The organism is Natronobiforma cellulositropha (assembly GCF_025629245.1).
GTDB classification, from domain to species: Archaea; Halobacteriota; Halobacteria; order Halobacteriales; family Natrialbaceae; genus Natronobiforma; species Natronobiforma cellulositropha.
Map to the genome: position 1 here is coordinate 1 of NZ_JANZXN010000052.1, position 19,375 is coordinate 19,375.

At 64.5% G+C, this 19,375-nt stretch carries 19 protein-coding genes; 8 read left to right on the forward strand and 11 right to left on the reverse strand.

The window, feature by feature from the left end; translation table 11 throughout:
• Window positions 1–292 precede the first annotated feature (292 nt).
• Window positions 293–1,333 (forward strand): DUF7961 domain-containing protein, encoded by a 1,041-nt coding sequence (locus N0B15_RS15805; protein WP_263020675.1) that lies wholly within the window; start codon window positions 293–295, stop codon window positions 1,331–1,333.
• Window positions 1,334–1,518: 185 nt separating this feature from the next.
• Here N0B15_RS15805 and N0B15_RS15810 read toward each other — a convergent pair whose 3' ends face one another.
• Genes N0B15_RS15810 through N0B15_RS15820 form a run of 3 tightly spaced genes read right to left on the reverse strand, consistent with a single transcriptional unit; the run spans window position 1,519 to window position 2,505 of the window.
• Window positions 1,519–2,007, reverse strand: coding sequence for a PIN domain-containing protein (locus N0B15_RS15810; RefSeq protein WP_263020676.1), 489 nt, complete (start codon window positions 2,005–2,007; stop codon window positions 1,519–1,521).
• A gap of 18 nt (window positions 2,008–2,025) precedes the next feature.
• A complete protein-coding gene (locus N0B15_RS15815) occupies window positions 2,026–2,328 on the reverse strand; it encodes a ribbon-helix-helix protein, CopG family (protein WP_263020677.1) in 303 nt (100 codons plus the stop codon).
• 48 nt (window positions 2,329–2,376) lie between these two features.
• Window positions 2,377–2,505, reverse strand: coding sequence for a hypothetical protein (locus N0B15_RS15820; protein WP_263020678.1), 129 nt, complete (start codon window positions 2,503–2,505; stop codon window positions 2,377–2,379).
• A gap of 422 nt (window positions 2,506–2,927) precedes the next feature.
• Between N0B15_RS15820 and N0B15_RS15825 the strand changes: the two genes are divergently transcribed.
• Complete coding sequence (locus N0B15_RS15825) at window positions 2,928–3,776, forward strand: hypothetical protein (protein ID WP_263020679.1); 849 nt, start codon at window positions 2,928–2,930, stop codon at window positions 3,774–3,776.
• A gap of 228 nt (window positions 3,777–4,004) precedes the next feature.
• Here the strand turns inward: N0B15_RS15825 and N0B15_RS15830 are convergent, their stop codons facing one another.
• On the reverse strand, window positions 4,005–4,283 hold the full coding sequence (locus N0B15_RS15830) for an amphi-Trp domain-containing protein (RefSeq protein ID WP_263020680.1): 279 nt from the start codon (window positions 4,281–4,283) through the stop codon (window positions 4,005–4,007).
• 247 nt (window positions 4,284–4,530) lie between these two features.
• Here N0B15_RS15830 and N0B15_RS15835 point away from each other — a divergent pair, with 247 nt between their 5' ends.
• The 3 genes from N0B15_RS15835 (at window position 4,531) to N0B15_RS15845 (ending at window position 7,203) form a co-directional block, all read left to right on the forward strand.
• On the forward strand, window positions 4,531–5,379 hold the full coding sequence (locus N0B15_RS15835) for a hypothetical protein (RefSeq protein ID WP_263020681.1): 849 nt from the start codon (window positions 4,531–4,533) through the stop codon (window positions 5,377–5,379).
• Window positions 5,380–5,550: 171 nt separating this feature from the next.
• Window positions 5,551–6,732, forward strand: a complete 1,182-nt coding sequence (locus tag N0B15_RS15840) for an inorganic phosphate transporter (protein WP_263020682.1) — start codon at window positions 5,551–5,553, stop codon at window positions 6,730–6,732.
• 42 nt (window positions 6,733–6,774) lie between these two features.
• Window positions 6,775–7,203, forward strand: a complete 429-nt coding sequence (locus N0B15_RS15845; RefSeq protein ID WP_263020683.1) for a universal stress protein — start codon at window positions 6,775–6,777, stop codon at window positions 7,201–7,203.
• A gap of 11 nt (window positions 7,204–7,214) precedes the next feature.
• On the opposite strand, the gene N0B15_RS15850 is transcribed toward N0B15_RS15845, so the two are convergent.
• Both N0B15_RS15850 and N0B15_RS15855 read right to left on the reverse strand, forming a co-directional pair.
• The gene (locus N0B15_RS15850; protein WP_263020684.1) at window positions 7,215–7,628 is read right to left on the reverse strand and encodes a hypothetical protein; all 414 of its coding nucleotides are present in this window, start codon (window positions 7,626–7,628) and stop codon (window positions 7,215–7,217) included.
• Window positions 7,629–7,886: 258 nt separating this feature from the next.
• Window positions 7,887–8,243 (reverse strand): hypothetical protein, encoded by a 357-nt coding sequence (locus N0B15_RS15855; RefSeq protein ID WP_263020685.1) that lies wholly within the window; start codon window positions 8,241–8,243, stop codon window positions 7,887–7,889.
• Between the two features lie 167 nt (window positions 8,244–8,410).
• On the opposite strand from N0B15_RS15855, the gene N0B15_RS15860 reads away from it, so the two are divergent.
• A complete protein-coding gene (locus N0B15_RS15860; protein ID WP_263020686.1) occupies window positions 8,411–9,199 on the forward strand; it encodes an FxLYD domain-containing protein in 789 nt (262 codons plus the stop codon).
• A 25-nt stretch (window positions 9,200–9,224) separates the two neighbouring features.
• Here N0B15_RS15860 and N0B15_RS15865 read toward each other — a convergent pair whose 3' ends face one another.
• Entirely contained in the window at window positions 9,225–10,214 is a 990-nt protein-coding gene (locus tag N0B15_RS15865; protein WP_263020687.1) for a linear amide C-N hydrolase, read from the reverse strand.
• A gap of 159 nt (window positions 10,215–10,373) precedes the next feature.
• Entirely contained in the window at window positions 10,374–10,853 is a 480-nt protein-coding gene (locus N0B15_RS15870) for a hypothetical protein (RefSeq protein ID WP_263020688.1), read from the reverse strand.
• A gap of 63 nt (window positions 10,854–10,916) precedes the next feature.
• Between N0B15_RS15870 and N0B15_RS15875 the strand changes: the two genes are divergently transcribed.
• Window positions 10,917–12,506: an HTTM domain-containing protein gene (locus N0B15_RS15875; protein WP_263020689.1), complete on the forward strand. Its 1,590-nt coding sequence runs from the start codon at window positions 10,917–10,919 to the stop codon at window positions 12,504–12,506.
• A gap of 143 nt (window positions 12,507–12,649) precedes the next feature.
• Here the strand turns inward: N0B15_RS15875 and N0B15_RS15880 are convergent, their stop codons facing one another.
• Complete coding sequence (locus N0B15_RS15880; protein ID WP_263020690.1) at window positions 12,650–13,867, reverse strand: hypothetical protein; 1,218 nt, start codon at window positions 13,865–13,867, stop codon at window positions 12,650–12,652.
• A gap of 277 nt (window positions 13,868–14,144) precedes the next feature.
• Between N0B15_RS15880 and N0B15_RS15885 the strand changes: the two genes are divergently transcribed.
• Window positions 14,145–15,881 (forward strand): ABC transporter substrate-binding protein, encoded by a 1,737-nt coding sequence (locus N0B15_RS15885; RefSeq protein WP_263020691.1) that lies wholly within the window; start codon window positions 14,145–14,147, stop codon window positions 15,879–15,881.
• 20 nt (window positions 15,882–15,901) lie between these two features.
• Here the strand turns inward: N0B15_RS15885 and N0B15_RS15890 are convergent, their stop codons facing one another.
• Window positions 15,902–16,672 carry a hypothetical protein gene (locus N0B15_RS15890; protein WP_263020692.1) on the reverse strand — a complete coding sequence of 257 codons (771 nt, stop codon included), beginning with the start codon at window positions 16,670–16,672 and terminating at the stop codon, window positions 15,902–15,904.
• A gap of 255 nt (window positions 16,673–16,927) precedes the next feature.
• Window positions 16,928–18,976: a histidine kinase N-terminal 7TM domain-containing protein gene (locus tag N0B15_RS15895; protein WP_263020693.1), complete on the reverse strand. Its 2,049-nt coding sequence runs from the start codon at window positions 18,974–18,976 to the stop codon at window positions 16,928–16,930.
• Between the last annotated feature and the right edge of the window lie 399 nt (window positions 18,977–19,375).

A 19,375-nucleotide genomic window follows, 5' to 3' on the forward strand; every position in this document is an offset into this window, starting at 1 on the left:
AGGAGGCGCTGTTGGACACAGCCGTTGCCTCCTCATTCCTCTCGAAAAGATGCCTCGATAAGCCGCCGCTGTCACGTGGTTCTCCGCTTAGCTAAAGACGGATAAGTCGAACAGTTATTCCTCATTCGATAGTCGGTACTATCGATAGAACACGGGTCGTGAGTGCCGAGACCATCGATTCTCTGAGTCCCTCTCTGCAGAGTCGAGAATCAACTGCGCAGAAGTGTTCTCCAGTTCCAATAGTAACAACCAGTGCGAAACATACATTAGGATAACAACTAATCGGGGTGTAATGTATCTCTACACACCGGACGAAATCGATAGAGAGCGGGCGCACCATCAGGCAGTGATTCAAGGCGCAGATGATCTCGACGCCAAACGCATCGGAAATCTCGGTGAACTCGCGTTCGAACAGTTCTGCCGTGAATACCTTCCCGTAGAAATGTGGAATTGGGAAAATGAGGAGGCTATCCGCCGGTGCAACCCTGAGAGTTTCTCCAGCCACGACTTCGAAGTCTTCGGCTACGAGGTCGACGTGAAAACCTCGAGAGACGTCTCTGCGTTCCGTCCTGCGAATCTCTTGGAGAACGATCCAGACGACGATATCATCGTGATGGTCTGGCATCGAGACAACGAGGATGCGCTCATCCTCCTCGGCTGGGAACGGACTGAAACGCTCGCATCGAAGGTCGAAACCCAGGAGGCGTACTCCGGTGAAGAACCCGAGAAACTCGCACACCTGGCCGCCCGTCCGATGAACGAGTTGCACGAGTTGGGACCGAACACAGCCCACCTCAACCAGAAACCGGAGAATCCGTTCTCGCCTGGTGATCGGGTGGTGAAGAAGGGCGATGCTGACGGCTCGGTCGCGGTCGTTGTGGAGGTCTTGCCACCGGAGAAAAACACCACCGCGTACGGACAGGAGATGGACGGCGAGGCGGTCAACGTAGCGTTTCCGAGTATGCTCGACGACGGTCCCGGGAACTGGCGAGAAATCCATCCGGCGAAGCTCGCTTCCTATTGTGACGATCAGCATATCAAGCTCTACACCTACAAACACACGAATCTCGAGTATCCGGAGAACCCCTTCACTCCGGGCGATTACGTCATCAAACCCGATTACGACGATCCGGATGTCGCGGTGGTGCTCGAAGTCGCAGGAGATCGCGACGGAGACCGAGATGTTTCCATTGCCTTCTGTAAGCATCTCGAGAAGGAATTCGGCGAGCAGCCGTACGTTCTACCAGCAGATCTCCCTTCGCGCTGTGATGAGGCAGGTGTCAAATCGTACTCCTACAATTTCGACGAACTCAGGTTCGAACACCAGTTCTAAACCGTGGCTCTGGAGGAAGTAGTAGACTGCGTCGACTCGCCGCCGAGAACCACGTCACTCGAGCACCGCGCTGAAACGGCCGTGACTGCACACTCGAGGAAGCCAGCGATGGCGAACGGAGTCGCTGGTATCAGAAAGACAGCCGGATACCCCATCCCGATGCAGTCTCATCACCCCCGTTCAGGTCACTCGAGCAACTCCCTCGCCCGTCTGTAGATCGGTGCGCCGAGCCAGTCTCGGTTGGCGGCGGCTTGCTCGAGTTTCTCGACGGCGGTCTCGGTTTCGAGTGCGTCTCGTTCGACGAGTGCGCTGAGGACGATCGGGGAGATTGCGACGGTGGCCTGGACGGCTGCCTGTAGTTCAGGGAGTGCACGGAGATCGTCGGTGATCACGAAGTCGGCCGACTCCTGGGTCGCGAGTTCGATCGTGCTGGCTTCGCCGCGGTCGATCCTCGACGACTGTCTCGCTGTACCGTCGGTGCTGTGAACAGTGATCCGGTGGCGCTGCTCGAGGACGCTTCGAGCGGCCGTTCCGTGGCGGTCGTCGTACGCACTGGTTTCCTCGAGTTCCTCGAGTACGGTCGTCGTGGTGTGGATGTCGAACTCTGTGAGGACGGTGTCGAGGAGGTCGATACTGGCGATGGTGATCAGGGCGCTCGTGTCTGCGACGATCATGTAACACCTGAATCCCAGTTAGCGGTCGGCGAGGTCGCGGGCGACCTCGTCACCGCGATCGAGGAGGGTTTTCGAGGCCCGGACCGCCTCGGCGTCGCGCCTGCCGACGAATTCGCTGAGAACGTCGAATCCAATCCGGCCGTCGAGATAGAGCTCGACGACTGCTTCTTTGAACCGCTCGTCGCCTTCGACCTCTCGCAGGTACTGCTGGAGTGCGTCTTTGAGGATTTCCGTCCGGTTCTTGTGCGTGATTTCGGCCGCCACGTCGGTTTTCTGTACCAGGTCTTCCGGCAGCCGAAAGTTCACTCGTGTCGTTCCCATTGTCGGGTTCACCTCGTGTACATACAGTGTACCCACACACCCAAGTATCTATTCCCTTGGAGCCACCTGCTCGAGTTCGCTCCGAGAGACGCCCCACCCGACGCTGGTGAGCCACCAGCGGGTACCGAACTCGAGTTCCTTCCTCTCGAGCGCGGCCGACTCGCTCGAGGTGCTCACAGCGTTCGAGGCGCTCCTCGTTCCAGAAACGGTGTACGGGAGACCGAGACTAGTGCGCTCCGGGGGCTACTTGGTATCCCGTACGAACGCATCACCTACCACCCGTCTCCCGGTCGGAACCGCGTTCGGAGTCGGATAGCGGTTCGGGCCGCCGCTCGAGGGGGCGACGCGTCGACCTCGCTCCATCGCAGATAGGGTTTTGCTGGTTCCCGACAGAGCAGTACCTCTCGCACGCACTGAGGGCTCGAGAGGGAGGAGGACACCATGGGAGTACCACGCACCACCGTGACTGTACCGACCGCCGCGCCGATCGACGAGTGGGCCACCGCGGGCGGCTCGAGGAACACCGAAACCGCTACCGGCGCTCGTCTGCCGGCACGCCCGCGCCGGATGACGGCCCGTCGTCCGGCGGTGGTGACCGGATGACGAAACGGATTCGGCTGGGGCTCGGTTCCGCACGCGAGTCGGTTCGAGACGATCGGATCCTCCCCGTGACGCGGCTGGTCGGCGGGATCATCGCGCCGATCTTGCTGGTGGCGTTTCTCATCCTCTACGGCGTTCCGGATCGGACGACCGAATTCTTCGCCTGGACGATCACCCCGGAGATGACGCCGCTGGTGATGGGCGCGGGGTACGGGACGGGCGTCTACTTCTTCTATCGCGTGGTCACGATCGGCGAGTGGCACCGGGTCGCCCCCGTCTTTCCAGGGATTGCGGTGTTCACCTGGTTCGTGGCGATCGCCACCGTTCTCCACTGGGAGAACTTCAACCATGGCCACGTGACGTTCTGGCTGTGGGTACTCCTCTACGCGGTGTCTCCGTTCCTCATCCCTGGACTCTGGGTGCTCAACCAGCGTACCGCGCCCGTCGAGGCGGCCGATACCGGCCCACAGACGCCTCGGCTCGTGCGGCGTGCGAGCCTGCTCAGCGGTGGCGGGATCACCGTGGTCTCGGTCGTGCTGTTTCTCCTTCCAGGGGTCATGATCGAGTTCTGGCCCTGGGACGTCTCGCCGCTGACAGCTCGCATCCTCCTGGGCTGGTTCGCGCTTCTCGGTACCGTGAACCTCGTCGTCGCGCTCGATCCCCGCTGGAGCGCCTGGCGCATCCTCGTTCACGGGCAGCTCGTCGGCCTGTCGCTGGTGCTACTCGGAGCCGTCCGCGCCTGGAACGATTTCGACGCCAGCAATCCGACCACCTGGCTGGTGCTCGGTGGTCTGGGACTCTACCTCCTCGGGGTGCTCGCGCTGTACGTCTCGATGGAGTACCGCTGACCGCCGGCTCGGTCGACACACCTCCGGCCGCTGACGTTCGGTTCGCCAGCTCGTCACCAGTGTGGGTACCACGGCCGGTGGTGTGACTCGTCTCGCAACCCCGGTTGCGATCATCGCTACCGTGACAAACGGTTCCGCTCTGACGACCAGCACGGTGGCGTCAGGGACCGGGATTCCGTCGGGATGGCCCCCGGGTCGTGAGCCGATGGCTGGGCGTTTTCCGACTCCTCACTCGACTCGCGGTGCTCGCTCGTCGGTTCGACCGGGGAGCTCGAGCTCGATCTCGAGTTTCGGTTCACCGACGCCATCGAAGTCGATCTCGACCGTGATTGGTTCGCCGAACGCGAACGGCAGCTCCCACTCGTCGTCGACGAGGGTGAGGTCCTCCCCGTCACGCAGCTGCTCGCCCAGCGAGACGAGGAACTCGCCGACGTCGGTCGCGTCGAGTCGGTACTCCCGTTCGAAATTCCGTCCGGCTCGGATCGTCGTTCGGTCTGGTTCGTCCATCGTCGGTCCTGACTTCGCGTCCCACGGAGAAAGTGGAGCCGCTTTCTGACGCGCGCTACGGCCGAGTGTACGCACCTGGGCTGTGTAACAGGCTGGTTTTCGCCTCCGTCCTCCTCCCATCGAACAAATTATGTTATATTTATATACTTTCGACCAACTCGTTCACGTATGGCCAGAGACGTGCCCATGGGTGGGATACTGTTGTGGTCGGCGAACCGAACGAGTGGGAACCGACTGGGGGTGGCGTGTGAGCGCTAACCGATCGGGAGACCGAACGAGCCGTCGGGCGCTCCTTCGAGCAGTGGTCGCAGCGTCGGGGACTGCAGCGCTGGCGGGATGTACCTTCCAGTACGACGACGACGGATTCGAGGTGAGTCTCGACTCAGATGACAGTGATGATGCCAGTGACGATTCTGGCACCGGTGACGATTCATCGTCCGAGCCGAGCGACGACACCGCGACTGACGATACTGCCGGTTCGACGGACGACGACGGGTCCGATTCGACGGACGACGATGGAACTGATTCGACGGACGACGACGCGACCGATCCGGCGGACGACGACGGGACCGACGCGGCGGACGACGACGATGACGATCCAGGCGAAACGGACGACGAGGCGACGCTGTCGTTCAGTGAGGACTGTATTGGCGTCGATCCCTCGAACCTGGCGATCGATGAGCTCAGCGGTAACCGCTGGCGAATCAGTTCCGGAAACGTCGGTCTCCTCGTCTTCGACGAGAAGGAACACGCCGAAGCCGGGAAAGAGATCATCGAGCACTACGGATTCACCAGCATCTGTTTCGTCCGCCGGCCGGACCCGTCGATGACCTACTGGCTCGTCGATGGAGACGCCCCCACTGCCTCCGGGACGCCCGCGGGTGGCGAAGACTGTATCGGCGTCGATCCCTCGGACCTGGCGATCGACGAGATCAGCGGTGACCGCTGGCGAATCCGGTCCGGGAATACCGGGCTCATCGTCTTCGACGAGAAGGAAAACGCCGAGCGAGCCAAAGAGGTCATCGAACACTACGGGTTTACCAGCATCTGTTTCGTCGGTCGGCCGAACCCGCCGATGACCTACTGGACCGACTGAGGACGGCCACCGCTCGAGTGCTCGGCGGCCGGTCGGCGGCCGCAAGCGGTCACAGGAACGGAGACGACCGGACGGACATCCGCGTCGACGCCGAGAGGTGACTGATACGATACGGGAAATACACGGAGAGGTTACGCCACGTATTTCATCCGGACTGTCGTACGTTCGTGTATGGTCGAAACGCTGTTACTGGTCGGCGTCGTTGCGTCGATCTTCGTCGGGTTCAATATCGGCGGTTCGTCGACGGGGATCACGTGGGGACCGTCAGTCGGTGCCGGTATCGTGAAGAAGACGACTGCAGCGGCTGTGATGACCATCTTCGTCTTTCTCGGGGGGATGACCGTCGGGCAGAACGTGATGCAGACGCTCAGTGGCGAAATCATCACGATCGATCTAACGCTGTCGGCGGGCGTCGCCGTCCTCTTTTTCATCGGACTGGGCATCCTCGTCGCCAACATCTTCGGTGTCCCCGTTCCGACGTCGATGACGACCGTCGGTGCGATCGCCGGTCTCGGGCTGGCGACCGGGACCCTCGACTACGAGACGATCGCGAACATCATCTCGTGGTGGATCGTCACGCCGGTCATCGGCTTCTGGATCGGTGGGATCATCGGCCGGTACATCTATCCGGAAGTCAACCGCCGCGTGACGATCGAGACGTCCGAGGGACCGTTGCTGGCGCTCGACCGCCGCGGGGCGGTTCCGAAGCCGGTTCTCGGGCCGAACACGACCTGGTCGGAGGTGGGTACGACGGCAGTCGTCCTCGCGATCGGCTGTTACATGGCCTTCAGTGCCGGGGCGAGCAACGTTCCGAACGCCGCTGCGCCGCTGGTCGGGGAGGCCGGCCTGGATGTGAACACCGCGGTCATCATCGCCACGCTCGCGATCGGTCTCGGCGGGTTCACCATCGCCCGCCGAACGATGGACTCGGTCGGCGGCGAACTGAGTGACATTCCGCTCCTCGCCGCCCTGTTCGTCATGGTGACCGCCTCGACGATCACGACCGCGCTCTCCTACATCGGGATCCCGATCAGCCTCGTCATGGCGACCGTCATGACGATCGTCGGCATCGGGTGGGGTCGGGCGACTCGCCCGATCACCTTCCGCGAGGCCGTCACCCGCTCACCCGAGGTGGAGGACCGCGAGATCGAACTGGGCGTCATCATCTCCGAGGAAGAAGCGGGCGAACCGGCACCGCCGATCGGGGAAGAAGAGGCCGAAGAAGTGCTTCACGGCAGTGATCTCTTCAACCCCCGGGCGGTGATCAAGTACATCTCGATGTGGATCATCGGCCCATCGATGTCGACGGGTCTGGCCTATGGGTTCTTCGTGCTCTTCCCGGGTGTCGCCTGACGAGAGGGTGAACTTACGGTTCTCGCTTCCCATCTATCGACCATGCTCTCACGAATCCTCGTTCCGATGGACGACTCCGAACCCGCCGGCCGCGCCCTCGAGTACGCACTCGAGAACCACCCCGATGCAGCGATCACCGTCTTACACGTCGTCGGCGTTCCGTCGATGATGATGGGCGACGCGGTGGGACTCTCACTCGAGGACGACATCGGCGAAGCCGCGGCAAACCGCGCCGAACCGGTCTTCGAGCGCGCCCGGCAGCTCGCCGACGAGCGCGAGCGTGAGATCGAGACCATCGTCGGCATCGGCCACCCGGCCCGAAATATCGTCAACCGCGCCGACGAGTACGACGCGATCGTGCTCGGGAGCCACGGCGAAGATCGAGACCGCGTCGTCCGCCGGTTCCTGGTCGGGAACGTCGCCGAGACGGTGTCGAAGCGAGCGCAGATCCCGGTTACGATCGTCCGCTGAGGCGACCGAACCTACTGATCTGGCTCGTTCTCGAGCGAGTCCTCGATGAGTTCTTCGACCTGGTCCTCCCGGGGGCGACGGTCGACGCGTTCGTCGACGGCCTGGACCTGTGCCTGGACGTCTCTGACCTGCTGTTCGACGGTCTCACCGACCGCTCGCTCGACCTGTGTCTGTACGTCACCGACTTGCTTCTCGATCGTCTCGCTGACGGTCTCTTCGACCGTTTCCTCGACCGCCCGCGTCATCCAGTCGGGATCGTAGCGGGCCATCTTCCAGACCACGTGGACGACGTAGGCCGAGAAGACACCCAGGCCGAAGGCGATCCCGATGCCGAACTCGAGCGTCGCGATCAGGGCGATCGCGATGACGATCAGTGCCCCGTAGGCGAGGTCGACGGCCGCGTCGACGCGCGCGGGGTTCAGCATCGCCGCCCCACAGCCGCCCCGACCGACCGACCGCGGTCTCGGTGCGAACCGACGTGTCCACCTCGAACGGCTTGCAGCGTCCATTCGGCTCGCACTGTACCTGTTTCCCACACGGATTCCCGGTCGAAACACATGCTGTTGGTACGCAGGACACACTCGCTGAAATTCTTTGGCACGGACGGAAGCGGCACGGACTCACTGGGGACGACGCGGCCGGGCAGTCCCGTTCGTGCTCGAGACGCTCGCGCAGACGCGTTCTCACCGGTTCCGTAGCTGTCGCCGACGGGTACTCGAGCGCAGGTCCCGTCGTACGCCGTTGGCGACCATGCCGACCGGCACGCCGACGACGGCGGCGATGGCGATGACGGCCATGACCGTGGTGGGCGGCAGCAACGGGACCACGCCGCTCACCGAGGGGTCGTTCTCGAGGAAGACGCGCGTCTCCTCGGGGTGCTGTGTGAAGGCGACGAGTGCGATCACGAACGCGTAGACGAACGCGACGGTGAGCGCGGTCCGAATCGGCCGGGTCACGATGCGAGTCGTGTGGTGACGAAGCGAGGCGACGAACACGTCGGGGTGGCGAAGGCCGCGCCGGAGCAGGTCTGCGTTACGCATACCCACCTATTCTTTTCAGATAGCATATACTGTGCTGCTCGAGTACGGTGCTCGCTCTCTCGGCGGCGGCCATCCGGAAACGCAGATACCGACGAACTCACGCACGCGCCCGCTACCGGCACCGATACCTGGCAAGACTTTTATAACTTCGACCCAACCAGAAAACGATGCACCGCCGTGTTGCCCTCGAGACTGCTGCTCTCTTCACCGGTGGTGCCCTCGCGGGCTGTCTACAGTTCGGGCCGTCGTACGACGATCACACCGTCGATCTCTCGGTCCCCGAAGTCTGGAGCGACACGGTGGTCGCCTCGGAGACGTTCGATACCGTCGAGCCACCGATCTGCGGTGAGCGAGCGCCAGCCAGGGCGCGTCTCGAGGGGACGAGTCAGCGCCAGACCATCACCGCCCACGAGTTCTTCCGGGACGACGCCGGCCGGTACGGCGTTCGCGGCCGCTACGAAGGAAGTTTCCTCCAGCGACTCGAGGCGACGTTTTACGCGGGTTCGAGACCGGTCGCTACCACCACTCACCGCGTCTACGGCTATCGCTCGGGCGAGATCTACGAGTTCACGATCGTTGGGACCGAGGGCGACCCGGACGCGGTCGACCGCTACCGGGTGACGGTTCCAGACGGGGCAGACAGCGGTCCCGGCCCAACGACGCGCGACGGGCTCGAGGTGCTCGAGGACGGCTGGGGGGTGATCGGCTCGAGTGGTGACGATCCGGTGTACGGAGCAGCCCTGACGCTCCGAAACACGACCGGCGAACCCACGCGGCGGACGTACGTGCGGGTGAAAGCCTACCTCGAGGACGGGACGCTGGTACACACCGGAGAGGATACAGTGGGCGCGATACCGCCGGGTGAGTCCCACACGTTCACCGTTCCGTACCCTCGCTGTGATCCAGGCCGTATCGCCGACGTGGACGTTCGCTACTTCCGCCTTCGCGGCTGGTGAGTGCCCCCGGTCCCCGCTTCGTCCGTCACCCGAGCGCAGCCTCGAGAAACTCGAACGGCTCGCTCGCGCGCAACTCGTCGGTGACGTTTCCGGCGAAGACGGCGGACTGGTCGGGACCGAGCTGGAGCGTTCTGGGTTCGCTTCCGGGGGCGAACGCGAGTTCCTCGAGATCGATCCAGAAGACGCTCGGATCGAGGGCGGACTCGAAGTAGTAGCGGCGCTCGCCGTGGTCGGCGACGGTCCGCCAGCGCGTCGAGGAGAGGTTGGGCTCGTCTTCGGTCGAGAGTCCGTAGGGAACCGAGACACTCCTGATGACGCTGAAGACGCTCGCGGTCGCGGCGCGTCGGTCCTCGAACTGCGGGATCGCGTCGACGTAGAAGCGCGCCCGGACGAAGCGGTCTGCGGCCCGGTTCGTCCCGGGGAGGAAGACAGTGCCACCAATTTCGTCCCAGTACGACGCCAGCGCGAGTTGCTCGTCGAACGGTGGCGAGTTGGTCATCACCTGGTACTCCCGGCCGTGGTGGATCGATAGCTCGCCGTCGACGTACTCGACGATGGCGCTGTCGCCGCTCGCGTCCGACAGCGCGAGGTGCAACGTCGCGAGGCGCTCCTCGCCGGGGACCTGGTCGGTCACGACGACGAACTCCTCCTCGCGGAGGTGTTCGACGGCGTCGGCGACCGTCGCGAACTGATCGAGGACGTACTGCGCCCACAGCGAGATGCAGATGGTGGGCGTCTCGCCGTCGGGCGTGGGGTAGTCCGACTCCGAGAGCCACAGCAGGTTGGCCACCAGCCCCGCCTCGTTCATCCCGTCGGTCGTCGCGACGTCGTAGGCGGTCGCGACCACGCTGCCGTACTCGGCGGTCCACTCGAGCGAGACCGGTCCCGCCTCACCGTCGCGCTCGACCCCGCGGGGGAGCGCCCAGAGGTTCGTTCCGATGTCGCGCTCCCAGTCCATCGAGCGGGCGGTGAGCACGCACTCGCCGGGACCCAGGTAGGTCAGACGCGTACACATCAGCCCGCGCCCTCCGTCCGGCCGCTCGTCTCCTCGCTCTCACTCGAGTCTCGCCTCGTCGGCTGGTCTGGAGTCATCCGCAGTGGTTCACACCGGCCGTCGTGATAACGGTTTCACACGATCCGGTGACTGTCGGCTCCCCGCCAGCACCGAGTCGCGTCACTCGCGCGCTTTGCGGTCCCGGATCCGCTCGCGACACGCGCGCAGGTCGTCCTCGAGCGCCTGTCGGTCCTCGGGGTCCCAGCCAGCGAGCCAGAGCACGCTCGAGAGGTCGTTTCGGTTGCTCTGTGCGAACAGCTCGGCGTCGTCGATCTCGGCGTCGATGTCGCGGACGAGCGAGCGGACCGCCTCGTTGTAGAGCGACTCGTCGCCGGCGAGGACTGCCTCGAGCGGACTCGACTCCGGGCGGTCGTTCGCGACGTCGATCGCCTCACAGAGCGACTCGAGGGTGGTCTCGGTGCGTCGAAGCGCCTCGTCGTCCGTCGTGGGATACACCAGCGGGTAGGTCGCGTAGATGGCCCCGCTGTCTCCGTAGGCGTCGATCGCTTTGACGGACGCACGGATTTCCGGCGTGAAGAGGTCGTGGTCGTGGACGACGATGTCGGTGTAGGGGTGGTCTCCGGGGCGGCCGTTGGGCATCGGCCGAACCGTGGTGCCGTGATGGGGTAACCGTTGTGTTCGTGACGTGAAGACGACAGACCTATGATACACACACGAGAGCCGTCTCACCAGATGCACGGGACTCGAGCGACCGTCCGGAACGCCCTGGGAGCCAGCCGTCGATTTCTCGCCGGGTGCGTACGGATCGACACGCGGGCGCTCGCGGCGTTTCGCATCTCGCTCGGTGCGCTCCTCCTCGCGGACGTCCTCCTGCGCGCTCGAGCGTTCACCCGCTTTTACACCGCCGGTGGCGTCGTCCCGCCCGAGGTCGCCCGCGAGGCCGCCCCGGTCTCGATCACCTCGCCGCTGCACCTCTCGTCGTCGCCGACGGCCGTCGCGGCGCTGTTCGTCCTCCACGCGCTCGTCGCCGTGGCGCTGCTCGTCGGCTACGAGACGCGCGTCGCGACGTTCTTCTCGCTGATCTTCGCCCTCTCCGTCGACCTGGCGAACCCACTGGTGTTGAGCCACGCCGACACGCTGACGCTCTGGCTGCTGTTCTGGGCGCTCTTTCTCCCGCTCGGCGAGCGCTGGTCGGTCGACGCCCTCCACGCCGAGGGCGAGCCACGGCCGACGGTCTCGAGTCTCGCCACCGCAGCGATCCTCTCGCAGCTGCTCACGATGTACCTCGTCAACGCCTACCAGAAGTCCCACTCGGAGCAGTGGCGAAGCGGCGAGGCGGCCGTCCTGATCCTCGGGCTCGACGACACCACCTACCTCTTCGGCGACGCCCTCCGGGAGGTTCCGGCGCTCCTCCAGCTCGGCGGGCTGACCTGGTACTACATGCTGGCGTGCGCCTGGCTGCTCGTCCTCCTGCGCGGGCGTGCCCGCATCCTCCTCGTCGGACTGTTCGTCACCGTCCACGCCTCGTTCGCGCTCACCGTCCGCATCGGCGCGTTCGCCTTCGTCGCCATCGCCGGACTCCTCCTGTTCCTCCAGACTCCGTTCTGGGACGCCTGTGTTGCTCACACTCGCCGCCTCGAGCGACAACGCTCCGACCTCCAGCGCCGACTCGAAGCGGCCGCTCGAGCGCTCCCTGCTCGACGCCGGCGACCGCTGCTCACCTCGCGCACCCGTCACGTCACCCTGGCCGTCGTCCTCGTCGCGCTCTCTTCTGCGCTCGTGGTTGGGGCTGTCGGCGACGAGCGCACGCCGGACCCGGTCGCCGACGCCGCCGACGGCGCGACGGGGGCGCTGACCGCGGTCGCCACCCAGCAGACCGAGTGGAACGTCTTCGCACCCAACCCCAGAACGACCGACCGCTACTACGTCTTCGCCGCGGAGACGACCGACGGCCGCCACCTCGACGTCTACAACGACCGGCCGCTCAGCTTCGACCGGCCACACGAGCGCCTCCACCACCAGTACCCCACCTACCGGGAGCGCTTCTACACGAGCAACCTCGGGAGTGCTCGCGCACCGGGTGCGGCCCCCGCGCTCGCCGAGTACCTCTGTGCGGAGTGGACCGACGCGGCCGACGCCGCGCTGACCGGGATCACGATGTATCGGATCGAAGAGGAGGTCACCCGCGAGACGGTCGCCGACCCAGAGAACCGGACGAGACGCGCCGTCGAACTCCACCGCCACGGCTGTGACGGCCGTCAGCCAGTGGACCTCGAGTCGCCGCCGTTTTGAGATGGGTGCGGACCGTCAGTGCCTCGTCAGTAACTCGTCTCTCCCGCTCGAGCCGTCGCGAGACCTGTATACTCCCGTCGTCGGTGGCTGTGTGGCGGTCTCTGCGGCGGAGCCAGGGACGGAGAGATACGTGCGAGACTCGCTCAGTACGTACGACACCGCTTCTCGCGTTCGTACTCGCGTTTCGCCTTCTCGTAGGCACCCCGTTTCTTCTGTAGGGTTTTCTGGTCCCCGTCGCCCTTCTCGTACTTCTTCTTGTAGCGTTCGTACTCGCGTTTCGCCCGCTCGTATTTCCGCTTCTTGCGAGTGTATTTCTTCCCCTTCTTTTTCTTCTTCGGCGGCTTCGGCGGAACCTCTGCACACGGCGCATCGAGCGCCTGGACGTGGTCGTCGTACAGCGTCTCGCCGTCGTAGACGATGACCAGTCTCGAGGGGTCGAGATCTCCCGGCAGCGGAACGGTCGCGGTGCCGTCCTCGTCGACAGGGATGTCGTACGTCTCGACGATGTCGCCGACGAACGTCACCGTCACGAACAAGGTGTCGCCGGCGGGGATATCTGCGGTGGTGATCGTGATCGCATCACAGGTGACTCGGAGGGTTTCGATCCGTGGATCGTCCGGTGTCGGTGGATCTGGGGGCTTCTTCGTACACGGTGCGTCCTCGGCAACCACTTGCTGATCGTCGAGAACCAGGTCTCCGAGCGAGATCACCAGGTTGGTCGGATTCAGGTTGCCCGGCAACACGAACGTCGTCGTGTCGTTCTGCACCGTCGCCTGGAAGGTCTCTTCACTCACGGTGCCGTCTTGGTCGAGGAACGTGACGGTCGCCGTCAACGTCGTCCCATCGGGGATATTCTCGGTCGTGACGGTAATCTCGTCACACGTCACCTTGAACCACATCAGCGCCGGCGTTGGTTCGCCACCGCAGCGGTAGAAGGTCGCGTTGCTGATGTCTGGCGACCCGGGCGGCAGACAGAACGTCGTGTTGTTACCCACGGGCGCGACGTAACAGTTCAATCCCGCTTTGAGCGTGACGAAGTCAGCGCCGCCGGGAATCTCCTCGGGAGTGAAACACTGGCCGGTCAGGCCGGTGAACAGCGGGAAGAGCGTGTTCACTTCCTCGCTGAGACAGAGCGGTTCGACACAGGAGAGACACTGGTTCGCCTGTGGTCCCGGCGTGAACGTCCCGCAGAATTGCGCGACGACGCTCTCACCCTGTTCGTTCGTCGGCTGTGCACCGACTGACCCCGTTCCCAGCCCTGCGACGCTACCGATACCGACCGCCCCTCCCGCTGCTGCGACGTGCGTGAGATACGACCGGCGGTTGAGTTCACGGTTCGACTCGTCGTGATCGTCTGACATACGACTGGCTCTATGTGTAACTCGCTGTTTAGTACACGCTCGCTGACCTGTGTTAGCTCCGTCTTACCTCCCCGTTTCGAGTCGGAACGCTCGAGTTGCGTTCTCGCCCGCCGTTCTCTCTGCATGGTAGGGGTCTCCTACTATCCGCGAAGACAGTGAGGCGTGCCGAGAGCCGTGCTGTCCCACCGTAGCCGCCCGCTGTGGCCGCTGCTGGACACACCGTATTCCGTCACCCAAAAGACAAAATTATAAGAGGTTCTGCTATTTTATCAACAGTATGGAAGAACGTTCACAGCTCTCCGTGTCGGGGCTGTCTGCACGCCCACTCGAGTCTGACGAGACCGGACCCGATGCTCGGATACAGGCGCTCACGCTCGCCGACGACGGTGCTGACGGCTCCTTCGTGACGGCAGGCTGGCAGGGCATCGAAACCATCCAGTACAATCCACACGACCCCGTGGCGTTCGCTGGCAACCACGAGACGCTCCTCTACGAGCCGTTCGCGAGCTACGACGTCGATGCCCGCGAGTGGATTCCCCACGGTCTCGAGTCCTGGGAGTTCGACGACGACGAGGTTCTCCTCCAGCTCCGTGACGACCTCACCTGGAGCGACGGCACGGCGGTGACCGCCGACGACCTCCTCACCCAGTTCGTCCTCGCGTTCGTCGCTGACGACGACGTCTGGGAGCACCTGGCTGGTGTCACGGCCGTCGACGAGACGACGTTCACCCTCTCTCTCGCCGAACCGGTCAACGAGTCGTCCTTCGAGTTCCTCCTCCTCGACCGGACGATCAACACCCCCGCTCACGTCTTCGCCGAGTTCTTCGACCGGCTCAACGACGGCGAGGAGGTAGACGCCGTCGGAAACGACCTCCGGTCGTTCGAACTCGAGGAACCGGTCGCCTCCGGCCCGTTCGAACTCGAGGAACGGACGGCGGAGTACGTCCGCTACGCGACGCGCGAGACTCACCCACGGGCGTCGGCTATCGGTGTCGACGGCTTCACCGTCGAACAACGAAGCTCCGTCGCGGGTCACGTCGACGACCTCCTCGAGGGGACGCTCGACGGGCTCGATCACCTCCTCGTCTCGACGCACGAACTCGAGTCGATCCCCGACACCGTCACCGAACTGCACCATCCCGGTACCTTTGGCTACGGACTCGCGTTCAACCACGCCGACGACCACGTCGGCCGGCGCGAGGTCCGCCAGGCCATCGCCCTCGCCATCCACACTGACTTCGTCGCCGACCGCGCCGACCCGCGTCTCACCGCCGTTCCGTCGGTGCCCGCCGGACTCGCCTCCTCGATCACCGACGCCGTACTCGGCGAGGACCTCGAGCAGTTCGACCCGTACGATCACGACTGCCCGAGAGCGACGTCGCTCCTCGAGTCGGCCGGCTACGAGCGAACAGCCGACGGCTCGTGGGTCGATTCGACGGGCGCACCGCTCTCGCTCACGATTCAGTACACGAGCGGGTGGGCCGAGTGGCAGGTCGCGACCGACACCATCGCGAGCCAACTCAGGGACTTCGGCATGGACGTGACGCTGGCTCCAGCCGAGCGCGGTCTCCTCGAGAGCACCCTCTCGGACGGCGACTTCCAGGTAACCGCCCTCGAGTGGAACACCGCCGGCGTCGCTGGCTTCAACCCTGCCGCCTCGCTCGCGTTCCAGCTACGCAACCGACATTTCGATTCCAGCACGTCGTTCCTGAACTACCCCGACACCGTCGAGGTGCCTGCGATGGACGGTTCCGACACGATGGAGGTCGACCTCGATGCGGCGTTCGACCTGCTCGAGACCGCACCGGAGAGTCAGGCCGACGCGATCGTCCGCGACCTGGCGTGGGTCGTCAACCAGGACCTGCCGATGCTACCGATCTACGACGACGTGCGCCAGGTACTCGTCCGCTCGGACCGCTGGACGGTTCCGGACGAGGTACACTCGATCACCGACCAGCGTCAGCTGCTCTCCTGGCTCGCGAACCGCGGAACGCTCGAACCCGCCGCAGAGTAACCGAAGTCACTACCCAACCTCTACGTCCTGTACAACACGGCAGCGACGGCCACACACCAGACGAACAGCCCCGCCCCGCCGAGCGTTCCCAGGCTGTGGAGTTCGGCCGGATAGACCACCGATACCAGTGCGAGCACCCCGGCGAGGAAGACCCCGGCAGCACCAGCGAACCGGCGACTCGAGGCGTCGACGCTCGAGACAACCAGGAACGCCAGGATGGCGAGTAAGTACATCGAGAGACCGCCGTAGAACCACCGCTCTGCGACCGCGTCGGTGCGGGTCAGCTGTAGCCACTGGTACTCGAGTGCCAGCGGGAGGAACGGGAGTGCGAGTACGGCCGTCAGGGCGAGCACCCGGTAGTCGAGCGCCGTCTGTGGGGTGAGTGAGGCGCGAGCCGGGTGGAGGCGCACGAAGCCCACGAGGAGCGTCGCCGCGACGGCGTAGAGGACGACCGTCACCAGCGGTGTCTCACTCGCCAGCGAGAGCGGCAACAGCACTGCCAGCAGCCCCGCGCCGACGAGCAGGACCTTCGACGGACCGAGGGCGGTTCGCGGCCGGACGAGTGCGGCGAGCGAACACGCGAGCAGGAGCGTCATGAACGCCCCGGCGGCGACGCCGTTGATCGGCGTCACCTCGTCGTAGAGTGCGGGGAACCAGGCGGTGAACAGGTAGTGGCCCTCGAACAGCCACAGCGCCGAGAACACGGCGACGATGAGTCCGGAAACCGCGTAATAGCCCGCGAGTCCGGGGCGTTCGCGAAGTCCGCTAGCCCGGGAGCGAACCCCGCTCATGGCCACCCTCGTCTATAGTACCAACTGCAACGATTTACAACTGATCGCCGACCCGTCCGGCGATCAGGTGTGCACTGACTTGCAGTGGCTACTATCGCTGCACCGACTGCACGCTGTGTACTGCCCACACCGCTCGAGCGAGCCCCGCCGACCTGCCGCGTCTGCGTCGTCATCGATACCGATACTCGAGACGAACAGTATGTAAACCTGTACACTGTGCCCGCGACCGGACACTCGCTCCGGGCGCTCGCCGCTTCACTCGACTTCGATCTCGAAACGCGCCCCGCCGCTCGCGCTCTCGGTCGCCCCGATCCGCCAGCCGTGGGCGTCGACGACGTCGCGAGCGATCGAGAGTCCGAAGCCGGTTCCCTCGGCGCTCGTCGTTCGCCCGCGCTCGAAGACCGTCTCCCGGCGTTCGGGCGGGATGCCGACGCCGTCGTCCTCGACGAAGAACCCGCGTGCTCCCGCGCGCTCGAGTGCGCCGACGCGAACCGTGAGGGCGGTCTCATTCGGCTCACTCCCGCCGCCGTCGCGGGCGTCTACGGGTGTCTCCTCACCGACTCCGTGCTCGAGCGCGTTCCGGAACAGGTTCTCGAAGACGTGTAACAGCCGCTCGGGGTCGCCCTCGACCGTCCACTCCGCCGGCAGGTCACAGGTGAGCGTCGCGCCGTCGGCGCGAACCGTCTCCCAGGCGTCTTCGCTGAGCGCACGGACCGACACCGGTTCGGTCTCCTCGAGCGTTCCGCCGGCGCGCGCCATCGTCAGGAGGTTCGTCACCATCCGCTCCATCCGGTCGTGGGCGTCGTGGACGACCTGGAGGTCCTCCGGGCGGCCCGACTCCTCGGCGAACGTCGCGTACGTCTGTGCGAGACCGAGCGGATTTCTGAGGTCGTGGCTGAGCACGCCCGCGAACTCGTCGAGACGCTGGTTCGTCCGCTCGAGTTCGCGCTCGCGTTCGTTGCGCTCGGTCACGTCTCGCGAGTTGATGACGACGCCGCCGACGATTTCGTTCTCGAGGAGGTCGACGGCGACCCCCTCCAGGATGACCCACGAGCCGTCGCGGTGGCGGACGCGGTACTCGAAGCGCGCCTGGCCGTCGACGGGTTCGGGCAGTGCGGTGAACCGCTCGACGGCGTCGCGACGGTCGTCGGGGTGGACCAACTCGAGCAGCGACGTCCCGACGAGGGCTGTGGGGCGATAGCCGAGGACGGTCTCGATCGAGGGGCTGGCGTAGGTGATCACGCCCGACTCGTCGACGAGCGTGATCACGTCGGAGCCGTTCTCGATGAGTACCTGAAAGCGCTTCTCGGCCCGGCGCTGGTCGGTGACGTCGCGGAGCATCAACACCGCACCCAGAATCTCCCCGTCGTCGATGGTCGAACTGGTCGCGTCGACGATGGCTTCCCCGCGCGTGATGGTCAACTCACGCGTCTCGCCGGTGAGCAGCGGTTCACACTCCGGCAAGACCTCGTCGATCGCCTTTCCGAGCGGGTCCGGTGCAGTGAGCAGCGAGCGCGCCGCCGGGTTCAGGTCGACCACCCGGTGTTGGTCGTCGACGACCAGGTAGCCGTCGCGCATCTCCTCGATGACGCTGTCGCGGCCGATCGGGACCAGGTCGAGCCACTGGTAGCGATACAGCGCGACGGCGATCAGAATCCCGGTCGCGCCGAAGCCCCAGACCGAGTAGTTGATCGCCGTCGTCCCGTTGAACGCCAGCACGTTCGCCACGCCCGGGATCAGCGGCGCGAGCACCACCAGCCGCGCCTGGCGGTGGTAGACGCCGCTGCCGCGAGCATCCAGGTACTCGAGGAAGAAGAGGTAGATGCCACCCGCCGAGAGCGACCAGTTCCAGAAGACGTAGAGCCAGTAGCCGACGTTCTGGTACTCGACGACCGGGAGGAGCACCTCCGTGTAGGTCATCGGCTGGTGCATCCAGTGGTGGAGGGGGTCGGTCCAGATGACGACGATCCAGGTGGCCGTCCCGAGGTAGACCAGTCCCAGCCGGCCCGGTCTGAGCCAGTCGTCCCGCCCGGTGTAGGCGAGCGCGAAGTGGAACAGCCCGGTCGCCATAATGACTGCCCCGGAGTTGATGACGATCGAGAGGAGGAGTCCGACCTGCGGGTTCGTCTCGACGAGCAACAGCCCCTGTGGCAGCGTCCAACACGTGATGCCGACGAGGAAGGCCATCAGCGGCTTCACGTCCTGTTTCGTCCGCGTCCGGTAGATGAGCGCTGCCAGCCCGAGGTTCAGCAAGCCCACTATCACGAGCGAGAGCGCGTGCACGATCGTGAACTCCTGAGACACACCCCACTCGAGGGTCGAACTGGTGAAATAGGTTGTGACCGACGGAGGCTCAAGCGGCCCGTCTCACGTTCGTTTGGGCTGGTCCTCTGCAGGCATCGGGCTTGACTGGTACTTACTCTCGAAAAGAACCTTCTGGTTTATCAAACCATAACATGTATATGGGCATAGCCCATACATCGCTCCGTAGTCTTTGAGAAAAGACTGATTCATTGGGTCTCCCGCCGGAGACCCTGTTACTTTGCTTCGATAGCTACGGTGTAGGCTATAGAATCAACCCTGTGGGAATGTTTTCCGTCTATCCGTCTTTAGCTAAGCGGAGAACCACGTGACAGCGGCGGCTTATCGAGGCATCTTTTCGAGAGGAATGAGGAGGCAACGACTGTGTCCAACAGCGCCTCC